We start from the raw sequence: 19,236 nt of genomic DNA, 5'->3' as shown, positions 1-19,236 counted from the left end.
GTCCAAAACAACAGGTGGCGGTAGCGCACAAAACGTGCAAAATGCATCTAAATTGTACAAAGTGAGTGGTCAAATTGGACAAACTGGATACACGGCTTGTCGGGGCGTTGCGTCGAAATGGGCGCGCATCGCTGTCAGAGCTGGCAGCAGAACTGAACGTGACGCGCAGCACCATTCGGACGCGACTTGATCGGCTGGTAGAAGGTGGTGAAATCGTTGGGTTTACCGTTGTCACACGTTCTGACGTGCGGCCAGATCCAGTACGCGGCTTCATGAGCTTGGAGATCGCGGGGCGGGGTGCCGAGAAGATATCAAAAAGCCTAACGCGTATGCCCCAAGTGCAGATGGTTCATTCAACCAATGGCACTTGGGATTTGATCGCAGAAATCGGAACGGCGACGCTCGAAGAATTCGATCAGGTGCTATCTGCTATTCGCCGCCTAGAAGGTGTCACGCGGAGCGAGACAAGCCTTCTTTTGTCGACGCGCCGCTAAGAACTATTGCTGCGATCCAAAATCCGACCAAAACGAAAGAGAAGATCCCGTTCCATGTTGGCATGGAGAGTGTCAGGAATTCCCATGACACTTGATCGCACATGATGACTTTTGGACCTTCGATGGCAAGTAGTCCGGCACCATCAAGGCCATTCAAAAGCCCATTCCCTGTGCAGCTGCTTGGTCCTTCCCACCAGTCGCGTTCTACGCCCATGTGGAAGAAGCCGATGGAGCCTGTTGTTGCGGCCGCCAATGCGCCAAGCGCTGGCAATAACCATCCCCGAATTTTCCATGCCAAAAGCCCGATGACGATCGCGACCACATGCGGCCAGCGTTGCCAAATGCACATCGCACAGGGCGGGTAGCCAAGGAATTGAAATACAAATGCGCCGCCCAATAGCGCGGCAGAACCACCTGCAGCAAATAGCACCATCAGATTACGCGTCATAGCATGCCCACAACCGCGAACCCGCCAAGAAGCAAGACGCAAAACGCAATGAAAACAAGCCCCAAGCGGCGTTCGATAAAGTCACGGATAGGTTCCCCGAATTTCCACAAAAGTGCAGCGACCAAGAAGAACCGCAGCGCACGTGCGATAATGGCGGAAATTACAAAGACTGGGAATGACAGGTGGGTCACGCCTGACGCGATCGTGATGACCTTGAACGGAAAGGGCGTGACGCCCGCAGTGAGCACAGCCCAAGCACCCCATTCATTGTATTTCGCGGCGAATTCTTCGAACGCATGTCCTTTGTGGTAAAAATCAAGAATGGGTTGGCCGATGGTCTCCATCAGTGCAAAGCCAATGTAGTAACCAAAGATACCGCCCAGGACCGAGGCAACGGTCGCGATGCCGGCGATGAGGAATGCACGCGATGGCCGTGCAATGATCATTGGGATCATCAAAACATCTGGCGGTATAGGGAAGAACGAAGATTCGACAAATGCCACGACAGCAAGTGCCCATAAGGCATAGCGCGATTGCGCCAGTGATAACGTCCAATTGTAGAGACCACGCAACATATCCGAACCTTTCAATGTTGTATGCGTTAGGCCATGCCCGCGCAGTGGGGTCAAGCTTGTGCACACACTCGATGCGGGTAAAGTAGCCGTTAATCAACGGGAGATTTGACCATGAAATGGCAAGGACGACGCGGTAGCAGCAATATCGAGGATCGGCGGCGTGGCGGCGGCGCACGTAGCGCAGGCGGAATCGGCGGTGCCGGGGCAATTGTTGTTCTGCTTGTCGGTTGGTACTTTGGTGTGGACGTCAGCCAATTCGTAAACCTCGATGGGGCCGGGCAGGGTAGCGCACAGTCAGCTGAACTAACACCTGCCGATGAACGTGCAGCAGAATTCGTCTCTGTGACATTGGCGGATACCGAAGAAGTCTGGTCCGACATTTTCCGTCAGCAGTTGGGCAAAGTCTATAACGCACCAAGCCTTGTGCTTTTCAAAGGGCAGACGCAATCTGCTTGTGGCGGGGCATCAGCCGCGACTGGACCGTTCTATTGCCCACCTGAGAAAAAGGCGTTTCTTGATACAGCGTTCTTTACAACGCTCGAAGATCGCTTGGGCGCAGGCGGCGATTTCGCGGCAGCCTATGTTGTCGCACATGAGATTGCGCACCACGTGCAAAACGAATTGGGCATTTTGGGGCAAGCAAACCAGATTCGTGCGCGGTCATCTGAAAGAGAATCAAACGCGATCTCTGTTCGGATCGAACTGCAGGCCGATTGTTTCTCGGGCATCTGGGCGCGGGCGGCCGAAGAAAAATTCGGAAGTCTTGAGCGCGGCGACATCGCCGAAGCAATGAACGCAGCAGCCCAAATTGGTGACGACACATTGCAGCGTAATGCCGGTCAGCGCGTACAACCACACACATTTACCCATGGAACAAGCGATCAACGCCAACGCTGGTTTGCCCGTGGCTTCGAAAGCGGCAGCCTTGGTGAATGCGATACTTTCGGGGCGACGCGACTTTAATGACGGAAAATGCATTCGACTGATTGACGTTGCCCGCGGTCCTGTTTAGGAGGTCCGCACTGGCCGATGTGGCGGAATGGTAGACGCAGGGGATTCAAAATCCCCCGATAGCAATATCGTGAGAGTTCGAGTCTCTCCATCGGCACCAGTATCATCCTGAAAAATGTTTGCGTGTAGCAACCATGGCGATACTGTGGTTGCTTTGCGTCGATATACTGACGGAACGGCGTCAAATTCAGGGTATTTGCTTGCGAATCCTATACTTATGGTGTGTTCAGCGCTGGAACTATTGATTGCTGCGTTAAGCGGCTGGTATTCATTTATGAGTTACTGTTCGTGTGACGGACGGGTTTTTTGGTAAGTGGTTTTCTATCGGGATTTCAAACATGACCAAGGCGATCTGCACAACAGAAAGCGCCGCTTTATGGAGCGCGAGCCAGCCGGTAAAGCCGGAGGCAGATGTAGACGTGACGATACCTGAAAAAATCGTACCATGCTTTACCCCAGGCACGGCAATTGCCACGCCAAGAGGCGAGACATTGGTCGAAGATCTGATCGTCGGAACCCGCGTGCTGACCCGTGACAATGGCATAAAGCACATTAGCTGGGTTGGGCATAAGAAGGTCACGACAGAGGACCTAGAGACAACACCAAGCATTCGGCCGATATTTATCAAGGCGGGCGCATTGGGCGACGGTCTGCCCGAACGTGACATGCAGGTATCGCCGTATCATCGCATGTTGGTCGTTTCAGAAATGGCGCAGATGTATTTCGAACAAAACGAAGTGCTGGTCTATGCCAAAGACCTGACCCGGTTAGATGGCGTAAAAATCGCACCGCCGCAGAATATGACCTATATTCACTTTATGTGTGAACACCACGAGGTCGTTCTTTCGAACGGCAGTTGGTCTGAAACCTTCCAGCCTGGTGATTATTCTTTGCGTGGCGTTGATGATGACCAGCGCGAAGAGTTGTTCCGCCTGTTCCCTGAACTTGCGACTATGGAAGGGCTGAAACAATACCGCGCGGCCCGGAAGACGCTGCAGAAAAAAGAAACGAAAGTTCTTTTTAAGTCCTAAGGCGTGCGCCATTCCGCCCAATCTTCTGGGGTGTCCAAATCCAGCAGGGCTTGAGGGCCCAGTTCGACCAAATGCATTTTGTCTTTATGAGCGGCGACGATCTGTGCGGCACCTTCGTCGCCCTTTAGGCTACTGAATTCATCGCGCAAGCTGTGATGAAAGACGATCGGATGGCCGGGTTTTGCGTCTCTGGTCGCACCTCGCCAAATAAGGTTTTCAGGATAGGTTTCTAGGGCGCGAAGCATCGCGACGAAATCGTCTGTATTCAGCGCGACAAGGTCTCCCAAGACAATCATAAAGCCCTGCACACCGTCGGGAAGGCGCGGTATACTCGTCCGTAGGGTCGCGCCGATGCCCTCGTTACTATCGGGGATCGGTATCAACGCTACTGGAAGGTCTGCAACTGCTAGTGCGCGTGGATGATCAAGTGAAGGGACAGCGACATAAACGGGCTGCCCAGCTGCGACTGCCCGTTCACATTGCAGACGAATAAGTGGCTGGTCATTCACTGGCTCCAACAGCTTATCGCGCCCACGCATACGACGTGAGCTGCCCGCCGCAAGAATAAGGATGGGGCAGGTCACGTTGTGCGTTGTATCTTGCGTTTTGCCTTGCGGCATCTGCAATGCCCTTACGGGATAATGCGCGTGTATTTCGTGCCTTCAAGCGTTGCACCAAGACGCAAGCCAGTTTGTGCAAACACGACCGCGATCACTGGTGACAGTGAAGTCGTCGTCTCAGCACGCAGCATTTCGCTTTGGGCGCTGATAGCGTATTCGATGTCAGCACCTGCTGCCCAACCCGGAGATTGACGGAAATCCATCAATGCTTCTTGGGTCATGAAAAACAGGACGTGGCTGTATTGTTGGGCGCCAATCTGCAGGCCCGCGCTGCCTGAGGCGGATGAATAATAGTCGACGGTTGAGTTCCCAATGCGCAGTGCGCCACGCCCAAAAGAACCACCAAGCCCAAGGCCCACTTCGGTGATGAGGGGCATCACCAACATACCCGTTGCACGGCTCGCTAGTTCGCGGGTGCCGGGGTACTGAGAATACATTGCGTTCAGCGTGCTATCGACCCGAGCGTCGATTGTCGCGGGTCCGCTACCGCCGATGCCATTGCTACATGCGCCCAGTGTGGTTGTCGCTAAAGCGCCAAGCGCAAAGCTGCGCCGTGTATAATTGCTCATAATGTTTCCGCCTTATCTGCCTAAAAATCGAAACGTTTGCCGCCTCTTGTGGGCGCAACTATAGGCAAATGAGGTCGGGCTGTCACGCGGTTTAGCTGTTCAACAGCTTGGCCGCTTCGGGGGCGAAATAGGTAAGAACACCGTCACATCCAGCGCGTTTGAATGCTAAAAGGCTTTCCATCATTACTTTTTCACCGTCCAGCCAACCATTTTGTGCAGCAGCCTGTAACATCGCGTATTCGCCGCTAACCTGATAGGCGAAAGTTGGCACACCAAAAGTGTCTTTCACACGTCGACAGATATCCAGATACGGCATTCCCGGTTTGACCATGATCATGTCAGCGCCTTCAGACAGGTCGCGCTCAACAAGGCGCAGCGCTTCGTCTGAGTTGCCCGGGTCCATTTGATAGGTGTTTTTGTCGCCTGTCAGCGCCGAAGAGGCACCAACCGCGTCCCTGAACGGCCCATAAAACGCGGACGCGTATTTCGCGGTGTAGCTTAGGATCGTGACGTTTTGATGCTTTTCTGTCTCTAGTGCCGCGCGGATTGCCGCGATGCGACCGTCCATCATATCAGATGGTCCTAAAATATCAGCGCCGGCATCTGCCTGCGCCAGCGCCATTTTCACAAGCGCTTCGACGGTGCGATCATTGACGATTTCACCATTCTCAACAAAGCCATCGTGACCGTTGATATTGTATGGGTCCAAGGCGATATCCGTCATCACGGCGATATCGGGTGCGGCATCTTTGATGGCGCGGATCGCTTGGTTGGTGAGGTTGTTTGGATCCCATGCCATTGCGCAATCTTCGGTACGGGCCTCCATACCGGTGTAGGGAAATAGGCAAATCGCGGGAATTCCCAGTGATTGTGCCTCGACTGCGGCCTTTGCCACGCGATCTACCGTCTTGCGAGTCACTCCGGGCATGGATGCCACCGGCGTTTCATCGTCTTTCCCGTCCATTACAAATACAGGCCATATCAGGTCGTCCACGCCGAACGAATGTTGGCGTGTCAGTGCACGCAAACTGGCTGATTGGCGATTGCGACGCAGGCGGGTGGCGGGAAAGGGAGCAACGGTAGGTTTCATATCTGGATCTTTCGTATCTCACGCCTTGGTCGCACGGATTTTTCCGCATCACAAGTCTGGGCATCTTCGGATTGTGGCGCTAACGTCCGGGAAAGCCATTTACATCAATAGGATGCTCCCTTGGATTGGAACGACGTCTTTTCGCGAATAGTAAGCCTGCGTACATTTTCAAACCTCTGGTACTGGCTCATGGTCTGTGTGTCGTGGATGATCGCAAGTCATTGGATTCTGGGCATTCCTTTTGATGTGATACAGCGCGCGCGCCGCAAAGGTGATCAGGCGGCGGCCGATTTGGAAAGCCTTACCGATATCAACGTGCGACGGTTGCAGGCGTTATCAAACGAAGGTGGGTTCATCATTGTTGGTTTTATTGCGTTCTTGCTGACCTCGATCGCGATGGCGGGGTTCTACTACAGGATGGAAGTTGCGCAGGGGCTATTCTTTTTGCTGTTTCCGCTCACGATAGCGGGCGGTCTTAGCTTCCACGCCAGTACAAGACTGTTGCAAGATCCACCGCGAGGGACTGAGCTTGCCAAGCGGCTCATGCGGATACGTCTGTGGATCCAATTTATCGCTATGATTTCGGTGTTTTTTTCGGCTGCCTATGGCATGTTCTACAATCTATCGAACCCATTTGGATACTGAGCAGTTGACACCGAAGACCTGCAGGGTAGTTCATCCGGCATGTCCGATCTAAAACACATCACCGTAAGCGGTGCCCCTGAAGGCTATGATGCGCAGCTTATCCTTGCTGAGCTGTCAAAAGGTCAGCCCGTTGTGCATGTCGCGCGCGACGACAAACGCTTGGCCGCAATGCAGGCCGCGCTTTCGTTCTTTGCCCCAGATGTTCCCGTATTCGTATTTCCGGCATGGGATTGCTTGCCATATGACCGTGTGTCGCCCAATGCGGATGTCTCAGCTGCGCGGATGGCGACGCTTGCGGGTCTTGTGCATGGCATGCCTGAGAAATTCGTTTTACTGACCTCGCTTGCGGCCGCGACGCAGCGGGTGCCTGCGCGCAGTCTATTGCGCGAGGCCGCGTTCAAGGCGACTGTCGGTAGCCGCATTGATGAAGATGCGCTGCGTAACTTCCTGGTACGTATGGGTTTTACACAGAGTCCTACAGTGATGGAGCCGGGTGACTACGCCGTGCGTGGGGGTATTATAGATATCTTTCCGCCCGGACAATCGGGGCCGGTTCGGCTTGATCTATTTGGTGATGTTTTGGATGGCGCACGTCGGTTTGATCCGGCCACGCAACGAACCACCGAAAAGCTTACTGAAGTCGAGCTTGCCCCAGTGTCCGAGGTGATCTTGGACGACCCGGCGATCACGCGTTTTCGACAAAACTACCGGATCGAATTCGGCGCCGCTGGAACCGATGACCCATTATATGAGGCCGTGAGTGCGGGGCGTAAACACGCCGGGATCGAACATTGGTTGGGCTTCTTCCAAGAAGACCTAGAAACGCTGTTTGATTATTTGCCGCGTGCAACCGTCACCTTAGACGATCAGATGGCGCCGATGCGTCTGGCCCGCTGGGAAAGCATCGAAGATCAATATGGCACGCGGATGCACGCCCTTAGCCAAAAGGGCCGGATGGATAGCGTTTATAAACCAGCGCCACCTGCCTTGTTGTATATGGATGACACGGCCTGGGACGCAGCCGTTGAAAACCGTCGGGTATTGCAGTTCTCGCCGCTAAAGCAAGCCACGGGGATGGGCGTCATCGATGCAGGCGGACGTATTGGTCGGAATTTTGCGCCGGAACGCCAACAAGAACAAATAAGCCTTTTCAGTTCATTAGCGGACCATGTGAAGGTCAAGCTGAGCGACGGTCCTGTTGTGATTGCCTCTTACTCTGAAGGCGCGCGCGAACGGTTGGAAGGGTTGATCGAAGATGAAGGCATCGCCGAGACCATCCTGATCAACGACTTCAGTCGGGTTGGAAAGTCGGGCGTTCACCTTGCCGTCTGGCCGCTTGATCATGGATTTGAGGCACCTGGCCTTACTGTCATTTCAGAGCAGGACGTTTTGGGTGATCGGCTAATCCGCCAGACCAAACGCAAGCGCCGTGCCGAGAATTTCCTTTCAGAGGCAAACAGCCTTAATCCGGGTGATCTTGTGGTCCATGTTGATCACGGTGTCGGTCGGTTTAAGGGGATGGAGGTCGTCACCGCACTGGGGGCGGCGCACGAATGTCTTCTGCTGGAATATGCCGAAGATTCAAAGCTTTATCTGCCAGTCGAGAACATCGAACTTTTGTCCAAATATGGGCATGATACGGGGCTGCTGGATAAGCTGGGCGGTGGCGCATGGCAGGCCAAGAAAGCCAAGCTCAAGGAACGTATCCGTCAGATTGCGGAACGTCTGATCCGGGTCGCCGCGGAACGTGAACTGCGTACCGCACCAGCAATGGACCCGCCCGAAGGGCTTTGGGATCAATTCCTTGCCCGCTTTCCCTATGTTGAAACGGATGATCAGCTAGCAGCGATTGCTGACGTTCTAGAGGATTTAGCCGCTGGTAAGCCAATGGATCGCCTTATTTGCGGGGACGTTGGTTTCGGTAAGACAGAAGTCGCCATTCGCGCAGCATTTGTCGCCGCGCTTTCCGGTATTCAAGTTGCAATTATCGCGCCAACTACGCTGTTGGCACGCCAGCATTATCAGAACTTTGCAGAACGGTTTCGGGGATTTCCCGTTAATGTCCGACCGCTGTCGCGTTTCGTGTCCGCCAAAGACGCCGCGTTGACGCGTGATGGGATCACCAAAGGAACGGTTGATATTGTCGTTGGTACGCATGCGCTTTTAGCAAAGGGTGTGCGGTTCAAGAACCTTGGCTTATTAGTCATTGATGAAGAACAGAAATTTGGTGTTCAGCACAAAGAACGCCTAAAGCAATTGCGGACCGATGTGCATGTACTGACACTGACCGCGACGCCAATTCCACGGACCTTGCAGCTATCGCTGTCTGGGGTCCGCGATCTGTCGATCATCGGCACGCCACCCATCGATCGGCTTGCGATTCGGACATATGTCAGCGAATTCGATACTGTCACCGTCCGCGAGGCCTTGCTGCGTGAACACTACCGCGGCGGGCAATCCTTTATTGTCGTGCCGCGAATTGCTGACATGCCCGAGATGGAAGAATTCTTGAAAAAGGAAATGCCCGAAGTCTCCTATATCACTGCCACTGGTCAGATGGCTGCGGGTGAGCTGGATGACCGCATGAATGCCTTCTATGACGGTAAATATGATGTCTTGTTGGCGACCACGATCGTTGAATCCGGCCTCGATATTCCGACTGCGAACACAATGATTGTTTGGCGTGCAGATATGTTTGGCCTGTCGCAGCTGTACCAAATTCGCGGACGTGTGGGGCGGTCAAAAACCCGTGCTTATGCCTATCTGACAACAAAGCCACGTCAGAAATTGACCGACACCGCGCAAAAACGTCTACGTGTGCTTGGATCGATTGATAGTCTTGGTGCTGGATTTACACTGGCGTCGCAGGATTTGGATATTCGTGGGGCAGGTAACCTGTTGGGCGAAGAACAATCCGGGCAGATGCGCGAAGTTGGCTATGAGCTGTACCAGCAGATGCTTGAAGACCAGATAGCGGCGATCAAATCCGGGGATGCCGAAGGTATCGTCGACGATGGTCAGTGGGCGCCACAGATCAATCTTGGTGTGCCGGTTCTGATCCCTGAGGAATACGTGCCTGACCTTGATGTCCGGCTTGGCCTGTATCGGCGTCTGTCCGAGCTGACGACTAAGGTTGAACTGGAAGGCTTTGCTGCTGAATTGATTGACCGCTTTGGGAAATTGCCGCGTGAAGTGAATACGCTCATGCTTGTCGTGCGGATCAAGGCGATGTGTAAGCGTGCCGGCATTTCCAAACTTGATGCGGGTCCGAAAGGTGCAACAATCCAGTTCCACAACGACAAATTCGCGTCTCCACAAGGTTTGGTCGAATTCGTGCACGCGCAGGATGGTCAGGCTAAGGTCAAAGACAACAAGATCGTTGTGCTACGTGACTGGACCAAAGAGCGCGACAAAATCCAAGGCGCATTCAACATCGCACGAGAATTGGCGCAGAAACTGGCTGACGAGAAAAAGAAAAAGGCCGGGTAGACCCGACCTTTCTTTTGCGTGCTGAAATCAGAACAAGAGAGCTATTCTTCACCTGGCCGTTTGATCATTGTGGTGAGCCACAGCGCGAGGCTCGCACTGACCAATGCGCCATAGGCCATCGGCATTGGCGTTCCATCAAACAACAGCGCAATAGGTGCCGCGATAACGACCGCACCAACAGTCGCGACAGCTGCAATGACCGATGCCGCGAGCCCTGCGATATGGCCCATTTCCTCCATCGCGAGTGCGTTTAGGTTGCCGATGGTTAGACCAGCTTGGAAGAAATTTCCAGTAACCCAAATAAGATAGGCGCCAAAGCTAAGCCAGTAAGGACCGTTAAGTAGGGTCACAACGATAAGCATAACCGTCAGGGCGATCTGCGCGGTATACATCGATTTGATGATCGCACGCATGCCAAGCCTTACAACAAGGCGCGCATTCAAGACGCTTGCTGATGAGGCAAAGATCGCAATTGCACCAAACCAAAGATGGAAGGTTTCGCCTTGCCCAAAGGTTTGGTCGAATACCTGCTGCGTTGATGAAATGAGCATAAACAACATCCCAAACGTCAGCGTTTGAATAAGGATCGACAGGCGTGCCGTCCGGTGAACGAACATCTCGCGGATGGCGCCGATAATGGCTTTGGCACTCAGTGGACGGCGCTTTTCCGGCGTTAAGGTTTCAGGTTGCCGGATAATCAGCCATGTCATCACAATGGAAGCGAAAAGAACGAAGGCCGCGAAGATACCGCGCCAGCCAAAACCGATGATGATGTAATGCCCCAAGGTCGGCGCAAGCGCCGGAACAATCGAAAAGACGATCATGACAAACGACATGATCCGCGCCATTTCGCGCCCCGAATAGAGGTCGCGCACCAACGCCATCGCAACGACACGGGGGCCAGCAGCGCCAAGGCCCTGCAATACGCGGGCGAATAGCATGATTTCGAGGCTCTGCGCCTGCCATGCCAAAGCGCAGGCAAGGATATAGACGATCGCACCGCCGACCATCACGGGCTTGCGGCCAAACGCATCAGACAATGGGCCGGTGAACATGGTACCAACGCCCATGCCAAGCACGAAACTGGTGACGATCAGTTGCGCACGGTTCATGTTCAGTGGGGTAAGGTCCAGCCCGATTTGGGGCAGGGCAGGCAACATCGCATCAATCGAAAACGCGACAGTTGCGGCAAGCATTGCCATCAGGGCAATGAATTCAGTTTGGGGAAGACGTTTCATAAACTATGTCCAACGAAAAGAGTAATGGCAGCAACGAGTTGCTGTCGGGTAGGCTTCAATGAATGAACGGCGCACCACTAGGGTGCCAAAGCGACCTGATGCTTGTCGTTATTGTGCCAAGCTGGCCGTGGCGGGTTCATGCGTCTTCTTCTAGCTTGTCCATGATCTCGGTAATCACGTTCACCCAGACCTCGGGTGGTTGTGCACCGGGAACCGCGTGCTGCTGGGCCACGATGAACGTCGGGACCGAGTTAACACCCATTTTGCGGCTATGTGCATCACGGGCGCGAATATCGTCGGTATCAGCATCTGAACTCAGCAGCTTTGTGATGGTCGCTGCGTCCATTTCGGCGGTATCCGCGATATCGGCCAAAACCTCGTGGTCGCTGATGTCACGACCTTCGACGAAATAGGCTTTGAACAATAGATCGACAACAAACGTCTGGCGCTGCTCAATACCTGCCCAATGGATAAGTCGGTGGGCATCAATCGTGTTCGGGGTCTTTTTGATGGCGTCAAAGTTAATCAGTGCACCCGATTTTTCGGCGTGTTCAACAACAGGTGCATAGGCGCTAATGGCACCTTCTTTTCCGCCGAATTTGGCTTCTAGGTAGGCGCGCCTATCCATACCTTCGGCAGGCATGTCTGGGTTCAACTGAAACGGATGCCATTCCATGACAAACGGATGATCCGGAAACTGAAGCAGCGCTTTGTCCAAATTGGTCTTACCGATGTAGCACCATGGGCAGATTGGATCCGAAATAATATCTAGCTTGACCATTTGGGTCTCCTGTCACGTCGCATCTGCGGTTTCAATTGTCGACGGCTGAGCATTCTGTACGTCAAAAAACGTACTCTTCGATTTCTGATATCACGTCAGACAATAAGGGCCAGAGCCTAGCGGGAAATAAATTGTGCAAATAAGCACAGGTTTATCTGTGAACTGTGCAGGCGGTGGGGGCAATATATGGCCGTAGTTGCAACGGCTGCGACCTCTGATTAAGAGTGACGGCATGACACAGAACGACCCCAAAAGCCTGATCCGCGTGGCCCATGAAAATGGTGATAGCACGATTGCCCAACCTCTTGATCTGGGCGCGCGCGTGCGTGAATTGCGCAAGGCGCGTGATTGGACGCTAGAGCAGGCTGCCCAGCAGGCCGGATTGGCGCGTTCGACCCTTTCCAAGATTGAAAACGGGCAGATGTCACCGACTTATGATGCTTTGAAAAAGCTCGCGGTTGGGCTTGAGATTTCGGTACCGCAGCTGTTTACGCCGCCATCGAAAGGTCAAGTCAACGGGCGCATGGCAGTGACACGCAATGGCGAAGAAGGCACAAAGATTACAACAACCTACGAACATGCGTTGCTTGCTGAAACGCTTACCACCAAAAAGATGCTGCCTTATCGGGCTCGTGTGCGTGCCCGATCAATGGATGATTTTGACGGCTGGGTACGTCACGACGGTGAAGAATTCTTGTACGTTCTGACTGGGCAAGTTCGGCTTTATACTGAATTCTATGAACCCATCGAACTAAGCCGTGGTGACAACGCCTATTACGATGCTTCAATGGGCCACAATGTGGTGTCTGTCAGTCAGGAAGACGCGACCATTTTGTGGGTCACGTCGCTGAATTAATCACGAAACAGTTTTGGTAGGACCACTGCAGCGATACCTACGGCAACAATCTGCATCACAATGAACATCGGGATATGCGCTGGGTTGATGCCGGCGAAAGTATCGCTGAACCCTCGTGCGATCGTGACAGCAGGGTTTGCGAAGCTTGTCGATGACGTAAACCAATATGCCCCAGTGATATAAAGCGCGACCAAGGTCGGTACGGCCTCGCGGTTAGAACTGATCCCGCCGAAGATCACGAATAATAGGCCAAAGGTCGCGATGATTTCCGAGAACCACTGTGCAATGCCTGTGCGGTCTGTCGACGACACTTGCAGGATCGACATATCGAACATCATATGCGCGGCCCAAACGCCCAAGATCGCGCCGATCACCTGCACGATGACGTAACGGACAGCCTCTTTCGCTGCGATTTCACGGCGTAGGAAAAAGGCCAGTGTCACCGCTGGATTGAAGTGCGCCCCAGAAATTGGCCCAAGCGTTGTGATGATCGCGTAAAGGATACAACCCGTCGCAATCGCATTGGCAAGAAGTGCAATGGCGACATTCCCACCCGACAGCGTGTCGCCCATGATGCCAGAGCCGATGACACCGATCAAAAGGAATGTGGTCCCTAGACCTTCGGCAAATAGCTTACGCATGGTCTTCACCGATCTTGTTTAGCGCTGCCTGAAGGTCATCTTGTGACATGTCTTCAAAAGGTAACGCAATGAACGCGTTCGCGCGCGTTTCCAGCTGGGTATATGCAGTTTCAAATGCCCGGGCCCAATCTTCGGGCGCCGGCGCAGCTGGGTCTTCGACGCCCCAATGTGCACGGACGGGGGCACCTGCCCAATATGGGCATTCTTCGGCTGCGGCAGACCCGCAAAGCGTTATGACGGCATCCATTTTCGGGGCATCGCCACGCGCAAAGTCATCCCAACTTTGCGATGATAGGCCTTCTGTTGGAAAACGTTTTTCGGCCAGCAGTGTTAGGGATTGCGGGTGGACCTTTACAGCAGGATTGAACGGGCAGAGTTACCTGTGCGGAGTACGAGGACATTCATGATGCCCTTCTTTTAATTCCGGCCCCGCCTACGGATCGTATGTAACAAATCCATGACGGCGGGGCCGGAAGCTTAGTCTTCGGAATACCACCAAACGTCTGGTTGCCAACCCGGCCAGTCACCAAATATTGGCATTGTTTCCGGATAATGCAGGTTCTTGGAATGCGCGATGCGGCTGATGTTCCACTGGTAGATCGGGATGACATACCGGCCAGCGGTCAAGGTGCGATCCAATGCTTTTACTGCGGCAACGAAATCGTCTTGGCTTTCTGAAGTGAGCAAACGACCGATCATCGAATCGACGGCAGGTGATTTGACGCCCATCAGGTTACGACCACCGGTCTGGTCAGCGCTTTCAGAACCGTAGTAATTGTATTGCTCATTGCCCGGAGACAACGATACGCCACGACGATAGTAGGTCATGTCAAATTCATAGGCGTCAGTGCGTTCTTTGAATTGCGCACTGTCGGCGACGGTCACCGTAGGTGTGACGCCAATCCGCGCTAGGGATTCCACATACATATCGATGATCGATTGGTTTTCTGACGCGCCTTGGTCCAGCAGGATTTCAAAGGTGAACACGTCACCGGCTTCGTTTTTCATAACGCCATCTTGTACGGTCCAGCCCGCTGCAGCGAGTTGATCCAGCGCTGCTCTCGTACCTGCACGGTTTCGTTCTGAGCCATCAGAAACGGGTAGGCTGTAACCTTCTAAGGTGCCGGGCGTGAGCTCATCCGCAAAGGGTTGGAGGAATTCGGCCACGCGACCTTCGGCCGGACCATGCCCCATACCAAGCGGAGAGTTCGACCAATAGGACGTGATGCGCGGTTGCGCGGATCCCGTCATTGCCTCGTTGATGAATTCAAAGTTGAACGCGTTGATCATCGCGTCGCGAACCCGCCAATCGGCGAACTGCGGTTTACGTGTATTCATGACAAAACCCGTCATGCCGGACGGGCGTTCATGGCCTAAGACTGACAGTACAACATCACCATCTTGTACTGCAGGGAAGTTATATTGGCTTTCCCATCGCGCGACGTTGAATTCCCGGTTTGAATTCACTTCGCCAACCTTAAACGCCTCAAACGCGGCTGTTTCATCGCCAAAGAATTCAAGACGTACTTCGTCGATGTTATTGGTACCGACACGGAAGGGAACGTCAGCGCCCCAGTAGTCAGGATTGCGTTTCAGCGAAACAAACCGTCCCGGTTCAAAGTCATCAATCAGATAAGGGGCCGAGGTGATTGGCACGATGTCAGTCGTGCTTTCGGCAAAGTCTACGCCTTCCCATTGTGCCTTTTTCAGGATTGGGCGCATCCCGGCAAGCAATGCCAATTCGCGGTCTTCGACGTTGAATGTAAACCGGACGGAGCGATCGCCAGTCTGCTCCATAGTTTCGACCTTGGACCAGAACCCCAAATAGCGTGGGTGGCCAATTGTTCCGAGCGTTTCATAAGACCACATCACATCTTCAATTGTGAGCGGGCTACCATCTGAGAATTGCGTGCCTTCGCGAAGGGTAAATTCGACCCATTCGCGATTCGGTCCTGTTTCAACCGATTCGGCCAAAACCCCGTAAAGTGAGAAGGGTTCATCAAGGCTGCGCCCCATAAAGCTTTCGCCCAAAAAGAAGCGTAGCTGCCAAGGAACTGACCCTTTGCGGATGAAGGGATTCAAGCTGTCAAAACTTCCAACCTCGGCAGTTACGATTTGTCCGCCTGTCGGTGCATCGGCATTGGCATAGGGCAGGGACACAAAATCCGGTGGAAGGGCCGGATCGCCATACATAGCTATGCCATTTTGGGGTTCGGCAAAGGCTGTTGTGCCTGCCGTGATCAGCGCCAGAGTCGCTGTCAGACCCCGCCAGCTGCGATGAAAATGCGATGTCATAATTGTGATGCCCCGTTAGTTTGATTTGGTTATTAAAACTGATCGTAAAGCGGCTTTTGTGCGTTTTCAAACTTTTAGCTTGGAGCCGCGCAAGTGATTGCTTATAAAGGAGTCACTGCTCGATAGGTTTCTTGCCTGTATGAAACCTGCCTCAATAACTTCACGCCCGCCTTGTGCGGGCGTTTTTTTATTGGCCATTCTAACAATCGGTGGCCTTTGCAGTTGCAGCATGTAGACTGAGTCGCAACGCAACATCACGGAGCAGATTCCATGTCACTTTCAGGCAAAACCGCCGTCATTACAGGTTCAAATTCAGGTATTGGGCTTGGTGTTGCCCGTGAATTGGCCAAGGCAGGCATTAATGTGGTGCTTAATTCCTACACTGACACCGCCGAAGATCATGCGCTCGCGGCTGAAATCGCAGAACAGACTGGCGTTCAGGCCCGCTATATCCAGGCGGACATGTCAAAGGGCGATGAATGTCGTCGGTTGATCACTGATGCGGGTGGCTGTGATATTTTGGTGAACAATGCGGGCATTCAACACGTCGCCCCGGTTCAAGATTTCCCTGCGGGCAAATGGGACGCGATTATCGCCATTAACCTTAGTTCTGCTTTTCATACGACCGCTGCGGCGATCACAGGGATGCGTGAAAAAGGTTGGGGGCGGATCATCAATATCGCATCGGCCCATGGTCTGACCGCATCGCCTTATAAGTCTGCATATGTGGCAGCCAAGCACGGGATCGTTGGTTTCACCAAGACAATCGGCCTTGAGACGGCACAAGAACCGATCACTTGCAATGCGATCTGTCCGGGGTATGTGCTGACGCCATTGGTCGAAGCGCAAATCCCCGACACGATGAAAGAATACAACATGTCCCGCGAAGACGTGATCAAAAACGTAATGCTAGAGCGACAACCATCGAAGCAATTCGCGACAACTGAACAGCTGGGCGGTACAGCGCTTTACCTGTGTTCGGATGCTGCAGCGCAGGTCACCGGTACAACGATCAGCGTTGACGGCGGCTGGACCGCATTGTGAAGCGGATCAACCTCGCACTTCAAGGTGGGGGCGCACATGGCGCCTTCACATGGGGTGTGCTGTCTCGACTTCTTCAAGAAGAGGATATTGAGATCGCCGCGATCTCGGGTACGTCGGCGGGTGCATTGAATGCGGCTGCGTTGAAATCCGGTTGGGTTACTGGCGGTCGCGAGGGTGCCATCGAGAACCTAGAATGGCTTTGGGGGCAGGTGGGCGCAGTCACGGATCAGCGGTTGTCGGACTGGGTGTCATCCATGTCACCGACCGCGCATATCTGGGCAAAGACGTTGAAATATTCGCCCGCATATGCGGCATTTGATTTCACCACGCGTTTGATGTCGCCATATACTTATGGTCCAGCGATCCGTAATCCTCTTGAGTCCATCGTAAAGCAATTTCACTATGACAAAATCTGCGGTGACAACGGACCTGAGTTGCATATCTGCGCAACCAACGTCCGTTCAGGGAAGATCCGGGTTTTCACGGATACCGAAATTTCACCAGATGTGATCATGGCATCGGCATGCTTGCCGAGCCTATTTCAAGCCGTCGAATTCGAAGACCCAAAAACCGGCAATATCGAAGCATTCTGGGATGGCGGTTACACCGGCAACCCAGCGCTTTTCCCGTTATTTGAAAGGCACTTACCGAACGACGTTCTTATCGTGAATATCAATCCTCTCTATCGCGAAGAGGTGCCATTGGATGTACAGGGCATTCATAACCGCATTAACGAAATCAGCTTTAACAGTTCGTTACTGCGTGAATTGCGCGCCATTGCATTTGTAAAGCGGTTGATCAGCGAAGGCTCAGTGCCAGAGGGCGCGATGAAAAGCGTGCTGGTCCACATGATCGCCGACGATGTTCTAATGAATGAACTGAACGTGGCGACAAAAACCATTCCGACGCCCGTGGTTCTTAGCCGCTTGCGCGAAGCAGGAGAGGTCGCGGCATCGGCGTTCTTGGCCAAGCACAAAGATGACTTAAATAATCAAAGTACCGTCGATCTGGCCGACATGTTTAGCTAATCAGCTTGTAAGCAATTGCCCACATGACAAGTCCAATCAGCACATCCAGAAGCTGCCATGCCTTTGCTGATTGCATAATAGGGGCTAACAGGCGTGCGCCGTAGCCAAGCCCAAAAAAGAAGACGAAGGATGAGGTAACAGCACCAATTCCAAAAGCGAGCTTTTGCGCTGCATCAACGTATTGAACAGAAATCGCGCCGATAAGCCCCAATGTGTCAAGATAGACATGAGGGTTCAGCCATGTCAGTGCTGCAGCCGTCGCAAGCGTTGCCCAAAGCCCCGCTGACTGTCCGGCGATTTGCATGGCATATTCACCCTTGTAGGCGGCCCAAAGGCGCATCGCCCCATAGACGATAAGAAACGCAGCGCCGCCCCAAGTCATGATTTGTGGCAGCAGCGGATATAGCTCTACAATGAAACCAAAGCCCAATACGCCTGCTGCGATCAAAAATGCATCTGACCCGGCGCACAAAAGGCAAAGCCAAAACACATGATTGCGGGCGAGCCCTTGTCTAAGCACGAATGCGTTTTGTGCACCGATGGCAAGGATCAGGCTGAAGCCCGTTGCAAAACCCGTAACTGACGCACCAAACACTTAAGTTGTTTCCTCGGTCAACTCGGCGGTATCCTTTTTGACAGGATACACAAGACCGGCAGAGATCACCAGTTTTGCGGCGTCTTCAACTGACATATCAAGTACTTTGATTTCGCTTTGCGGAAGGAACAGCAAGAACCCAGATGTGGGGTTTGGCGTTGTCGGCAAGAACACGGTGACAATCGGTTCGCCATTGGACAGCTTGGCGTCGATCTCACCTTTTGCATTCGTAGACACAAACGCGATCGCCCAAATGCCTTTGCGCGGGTATTCGACCATACAGGCCTTGTCGAATGACGTGTCGCGCTGTGAAAATACTGTCTCGGCCAATTGTTTGGCCGCATTATAGATCGAACGGACAACCGGCATGCGGTCAACAAAACGTTCGCCTATGCCAAGGAACGACCTACCGATCAGACCTTTACCGACCCAACCCACCATCACGGTGAAGATCAAGAAAATGAAAACCCCGATGCCGCGGACGTTCACGGTGATTTCGTTACCCGGTCCGCGGTTTAGAATTCGGTTAACCAGCTCTTCGGGATGGTAATAATCGGGAACAAATGGCCAAACCCAACTGTCGATCCAGCCGACAACCGTCCAAATTAGCCAAAGCGTCAGCCCAATAGGCGCAACGATGATAAGTCCAGCCAAGAAATTGCTACGAAGTCGCGCGAAAATCCGCAACTTGCCACGGCGCTTAAGGTCGTCATTCGTTGCGTCATTCATTTTTACTATCTCAAATGGCTACGAAGCCACATCTAGGTATTTCGGTTGGTTGTCACA

General features: G+C 53.3%; 20 protein-coding genes and 1 tRNA gene. 9 read left to right on the top strand and 12 right to left on the bottom strand.

Features of this window, described 5'->3' with window-relative positions; all coding sequences use genetic code 11:
* Positions 1–74: 74 nt before the first annotated feature.
* The gene (locus ACHUEV_RS00185; RefSeq protein WP_394177069.1) at positions 75–494 is read left to right on the top strand and encodes an Lrp/AsnC family transcriptional regulator; all 420 of its coding nucleotides are present in this window, start codon (positions 75–77) and stop codon (positions 492–494) included.
* Here ACHUEV_RS00185 and ACHUEV_RS00180 read toward each other — a convergent pair.
* Both ACHUEV_RS00180 and ACHUEV_RS00175 read right to left on the bottom strand, forming a co-directional pair.
* A complete protein-coding gene (locus ACHUEV_RS00180; protein WP_394177068.1) occupies positions 451–942 on the bottom strand; it encodes a disulfide bond formation protein B in 492 nt (163 codons plus the stop codon). The two genes, ACHUEV_RS00185 and ACHUEV_RS00180, sit on opposite strands and share 44 nt — an antisense overlap.
* Positions 939–1,517 carry a YqaA family protein gene (locus ACHUEV_RS00175; protein WP_394177067.1) on the bottom strand — a complete coding sequence of 193 codons (579 nt, stop codon included), beginning with the start codon at positions 1,515–1,517 and terminating at the stop codon, positions 939–941. Before ACHUEV_RS00175 ends, ACHUEV_RS00180 begins: the two co-directional genes overlap by 4 nt.
* A 111-nt stretch (positions 1,518–1,628) precedes the next feature.
* On the opposite strand from ACHUEV_RS00175, the gene ypfJ reads away from it, so the two are divergent.
* The 3 genes from ypfJ to ACHUEV_RS00160 all read left to right on the top strand — a co-directional run bounded on the left by ypfJ (position 1,629) and on the right by ACHUEV_RS00160 (position 3,559).
* Positions 1,629–2,480, top strand: coding sequence for a KPN_02809 family neutral zinc metallopeptidase (gene ypfJ / locus ACHUEV_RS00170; RefSeq protein ID WP_394177066.1), 852 nt, complete (start codon positions 1,629–1,631; stop codon positions 2,478–2,480).
* Between the two features lie 62 nt (positions 2,481–2,542).
* Positions 2,543–2,628 (top strand) — tRNA-Leu (locus tag ACHUEV_RS00165).
* 238 nt (positions 2,629–2,866) lie between these two features.
* The gene (locus ACHUEV_RS00160) at positions 2,867–3,559 is read left to right on the top strand and encodes a Hint domain-containing protein (protein ID WP_394177065.1); all 693 of its coding nucleotides are present in this window, start codon (positions 2,867–2,869) and stop codon (positions 3,557–3,559) included.
* Here the strand turns inward: ACHUEV_RS00160 and ACHUEV_RS00155 are convergent.
* The 3 genes from ACHUEV_RS00155 to hemB all read right to left on the bottom strand — a co-directional run bounded on the left by ACHUEV_RS00155 (position 3,556) and on the right by hemB (position 5,838).
* Positions 3,556–4,179: a nucleotidyltransferase family protein gene (locus tag ACHUEV_RS00155; RefSeq protein ID WP_394177064.1), complete on the bottom strand. Its 624-nt coding sequence runs from the start codon at positions 4,177–4,179 to the stop codon at positions 3,556–3,558. The two genes, ACHUEV_RS00160 and ACHUEV_RS00155, sit on opposite strands and share 4 nt — an antisense overlap.
* Positions 4,180–4,190: 11 nt before the next feature.
* Positions 4,191–4,748: a lipid-binding SYLF domain-containing protein gene (locus ACHUEV_RS00150; RefSeq protein WP_394177063.1), complete on the bottom strand. Its 558-nt coding sequence runs from the start codon at positions 4,746–4,748 to the stop codon at positions 4,191–4,193.
* Positions 4,749–4,839: 91 nt separating this feature from the next.
* Positions 4,840–5,838, bottom strand: coding sequence for a porphobilinogen synthase (hemB, locus tag ACHUEV_RS00145; protein ID WP_394177062.1), 999 nt, complete (start codon positions 5,836–5,838; stop codon positions 4,840–4,842).
* A 120-nt stretch (positions 5,839–5,958) separates the two neighbouring features.
* Between hemB and ACHUEV_RS00140 the strand changes: the two genes are divergently transcribed.
* Together ACHUEV_RS00140 and mfd are read left to right on the top strand one after the other, a co-directional pair.
* On the top strand, positions 5,959–6,483 hold the full coding sequence (locus ACHUEV_RS00140; RefSeq protein ID WP_394177061.1) for a hypothetical protein: 525 nt from the start codon (positions 5,959–5,961) through the stop codon (positions 6,481–6,483).
* A gap of 39 nt (positions 6,484–6,522) precedes the next feature.
* On the top strand, positions 6,523–9,972 hold the full coding sequence (mfd, locus tag ACHUEV_RS00135; protein ID WP_394177060.1) for a transcription-repair coupling factor: 3,450 nt from the start codon (positions 6,523–6,525) through the stop codon (positions 9,970–9,972).
* A 41-nt stretch (positions 9,973–10,013) separates the two neighbouring features.
* On the opposite strand, the gene ACHUEV_RS00130 is transcribed toward mfd, so the two are convergent.
* Positions 10,014–11,210, bottom strand: coding sequence for a multidrug effflux MFS transporter (locus ACHUEV_RS00130; RefSeq protein WP_394177059.1), 1,197 nt, complete (start codon positions 11,208–11,210; stop codon positions 10,014–10,016).
* A 136-nt stretch (positions 11,211–11,346) separates the two neighbouring features.
* Positions 11,347–11,991 carry a DsbA family oxidoreductase gene (locus ACHUEV_RS00125; protein ID WP_394177058.1) on the bottom strand — a complete coding sequence of 215 codons (645 nt, stop codon included), beginning with the start codon at positions 11,989–11,991 and terminating at the stop codon, positions 11,347–11,349.
* A gap of 232 nt (positions 11,992–12,223) precedes the next feature.
* On the opposite strand from ACHUEV_RS00125, the gene ACHUEV_RS00120 reads away from it, so the two are divergent.
* Positions 12,224–12,847 (top strand): helix-turn-helix domain-containing protein, encoded by a 624-nt coding sequence (locus ACHUEV_RS00120; protein ID WP_394177057.1) that lies wholly within the window; start codon positions 12,224–12,226, stop codon positions 12,845–12,847.
* On the opposite strand, the gene ACHUEV_RS00115 is transcribed toward ACHUEV_RS00120, so the two are convergent.
* The 3 genes from ACHUEV_RS00115 to ACHUEV_RS00105 form a co-directional block, all read right to left on the bottom strand.
* The gene (locus ACHUEV_RS00115) at positions 12,844–13,488 is read right to left on the bottom strand and encodes an aquaporin (protein ID WP_394177056.1); all 645 of its coding nucleotides are present in this window, start codon (positions 13,486–13,488) and stop codon (positions 12,844–12,846) included. The two genes, ACHUEV_RS00120 and ACHUEV_RS00115, sit on opposite strands and share 4 nt — an antisense overlap.
* Entirely contained in the window at positions 13,481–13,735 is a 255-nt protein-coding gene (locus tag ACHUEV_RS00110; protein ID WP_394177055.1) for a low molecular weight phosphatase family protein, read from the bottom strand. Before ACHUEV_RS00110 ends, ACHUEV_RS00115 begins: the two co-directional genes overlap by 8 nt.
* A 230-nt stretch (positions 13,736–13,965) precedes the next feature.
* Positions 13,966–15,783 (bottom strand): extracellular solute-binding protein, encoded by a 1,818-nt coding sequence (locus tag ACHUEV_RS00105; protein WP_394177054.1) that lies wholly within the window; start codon positions 15,781–15,783, stop codon positions 13,966–13,968.
* Between the two features lie 270 nt (positions 15,784–16,053).
* Here ACHUEV_RS00105 and ACHUEV_RS00100 point away from each other — a divergent pair, with 270 nt between their 5' ends.
* Together ACHUEV_RS00100 and ACHUEV_RS00095 are read left to right on the top strand one after the other, a co-directional pair.
* A complete protein-coding gene (locus tag ACHUEV_RS00100) occupies positions 16,054–16,827 on the top strand; it encodes a 3-hydroxybutyrate dehydrogenase (protein WP_394177053.1) in 774 nt (257 codons plus the stop codon).
* Positions 16,824–17,855, top strand: coding sequence for a patatin-like phospholipase family protein (locus tag ACHUEV_RS00095; protein ID WP_394177052.1), 1,032 nt, complete (start codon positions 16,824–16,826; stop codon positions 17,853–17,855). Before ACHUEV_RS00100 ends, ACHUEV_RS00095 begins: the two co-directional genes overlap by 4 nt.
* Here ACHUEV_RS00095 and ACHUEV_RS00090 read toward each other — a convergent pair.
* On the bottom strand, positions 17,848–18,450 hold the full coding sequence (locus ACHUEV_RS00090) for a LysE/ArgO family amino acid transporter (protein WP_394177051.1): 603 nt from the start codon (positions 18,448–18,450) through the stop codon (positions 17,848–17,850). The two genes, ACHUEV_RS00095 and ACHUEV_RS00090, sit on opposite strands and share 8 nt — an antisense overlap.
* Positions 18,451–19,179 carry a DUF502 domain-containing protein gene (locus ACHUEV_RS00085; protein WP_394177050.1) on the bottom strand — a complete coding sequence of 243 codons (729 nt, stop codon included), beginning with the start codon at positions 19,177–19,179 and terminating at the stop codon, positions 18,451–18,453.
* Positions 19,180–19,236: the final 57 nt, after the last annotated feature.

This window comes from Yoonia maritima, from assembly GCF_043641945.1.
In the GTDB taxonomy this organism is placed as follows: Bacteria; Pseudomonadota; Alphaproteobacteria; order Rhodobacterales; family Rhodobacteraceae; genus Yoonia; species Yoonia maritima_B.
The sequence above is the reverse complement of the archived record's forward strand: the minus strand, read 5'-3'. Positions and strand labels throughout refer to the sequence as shown.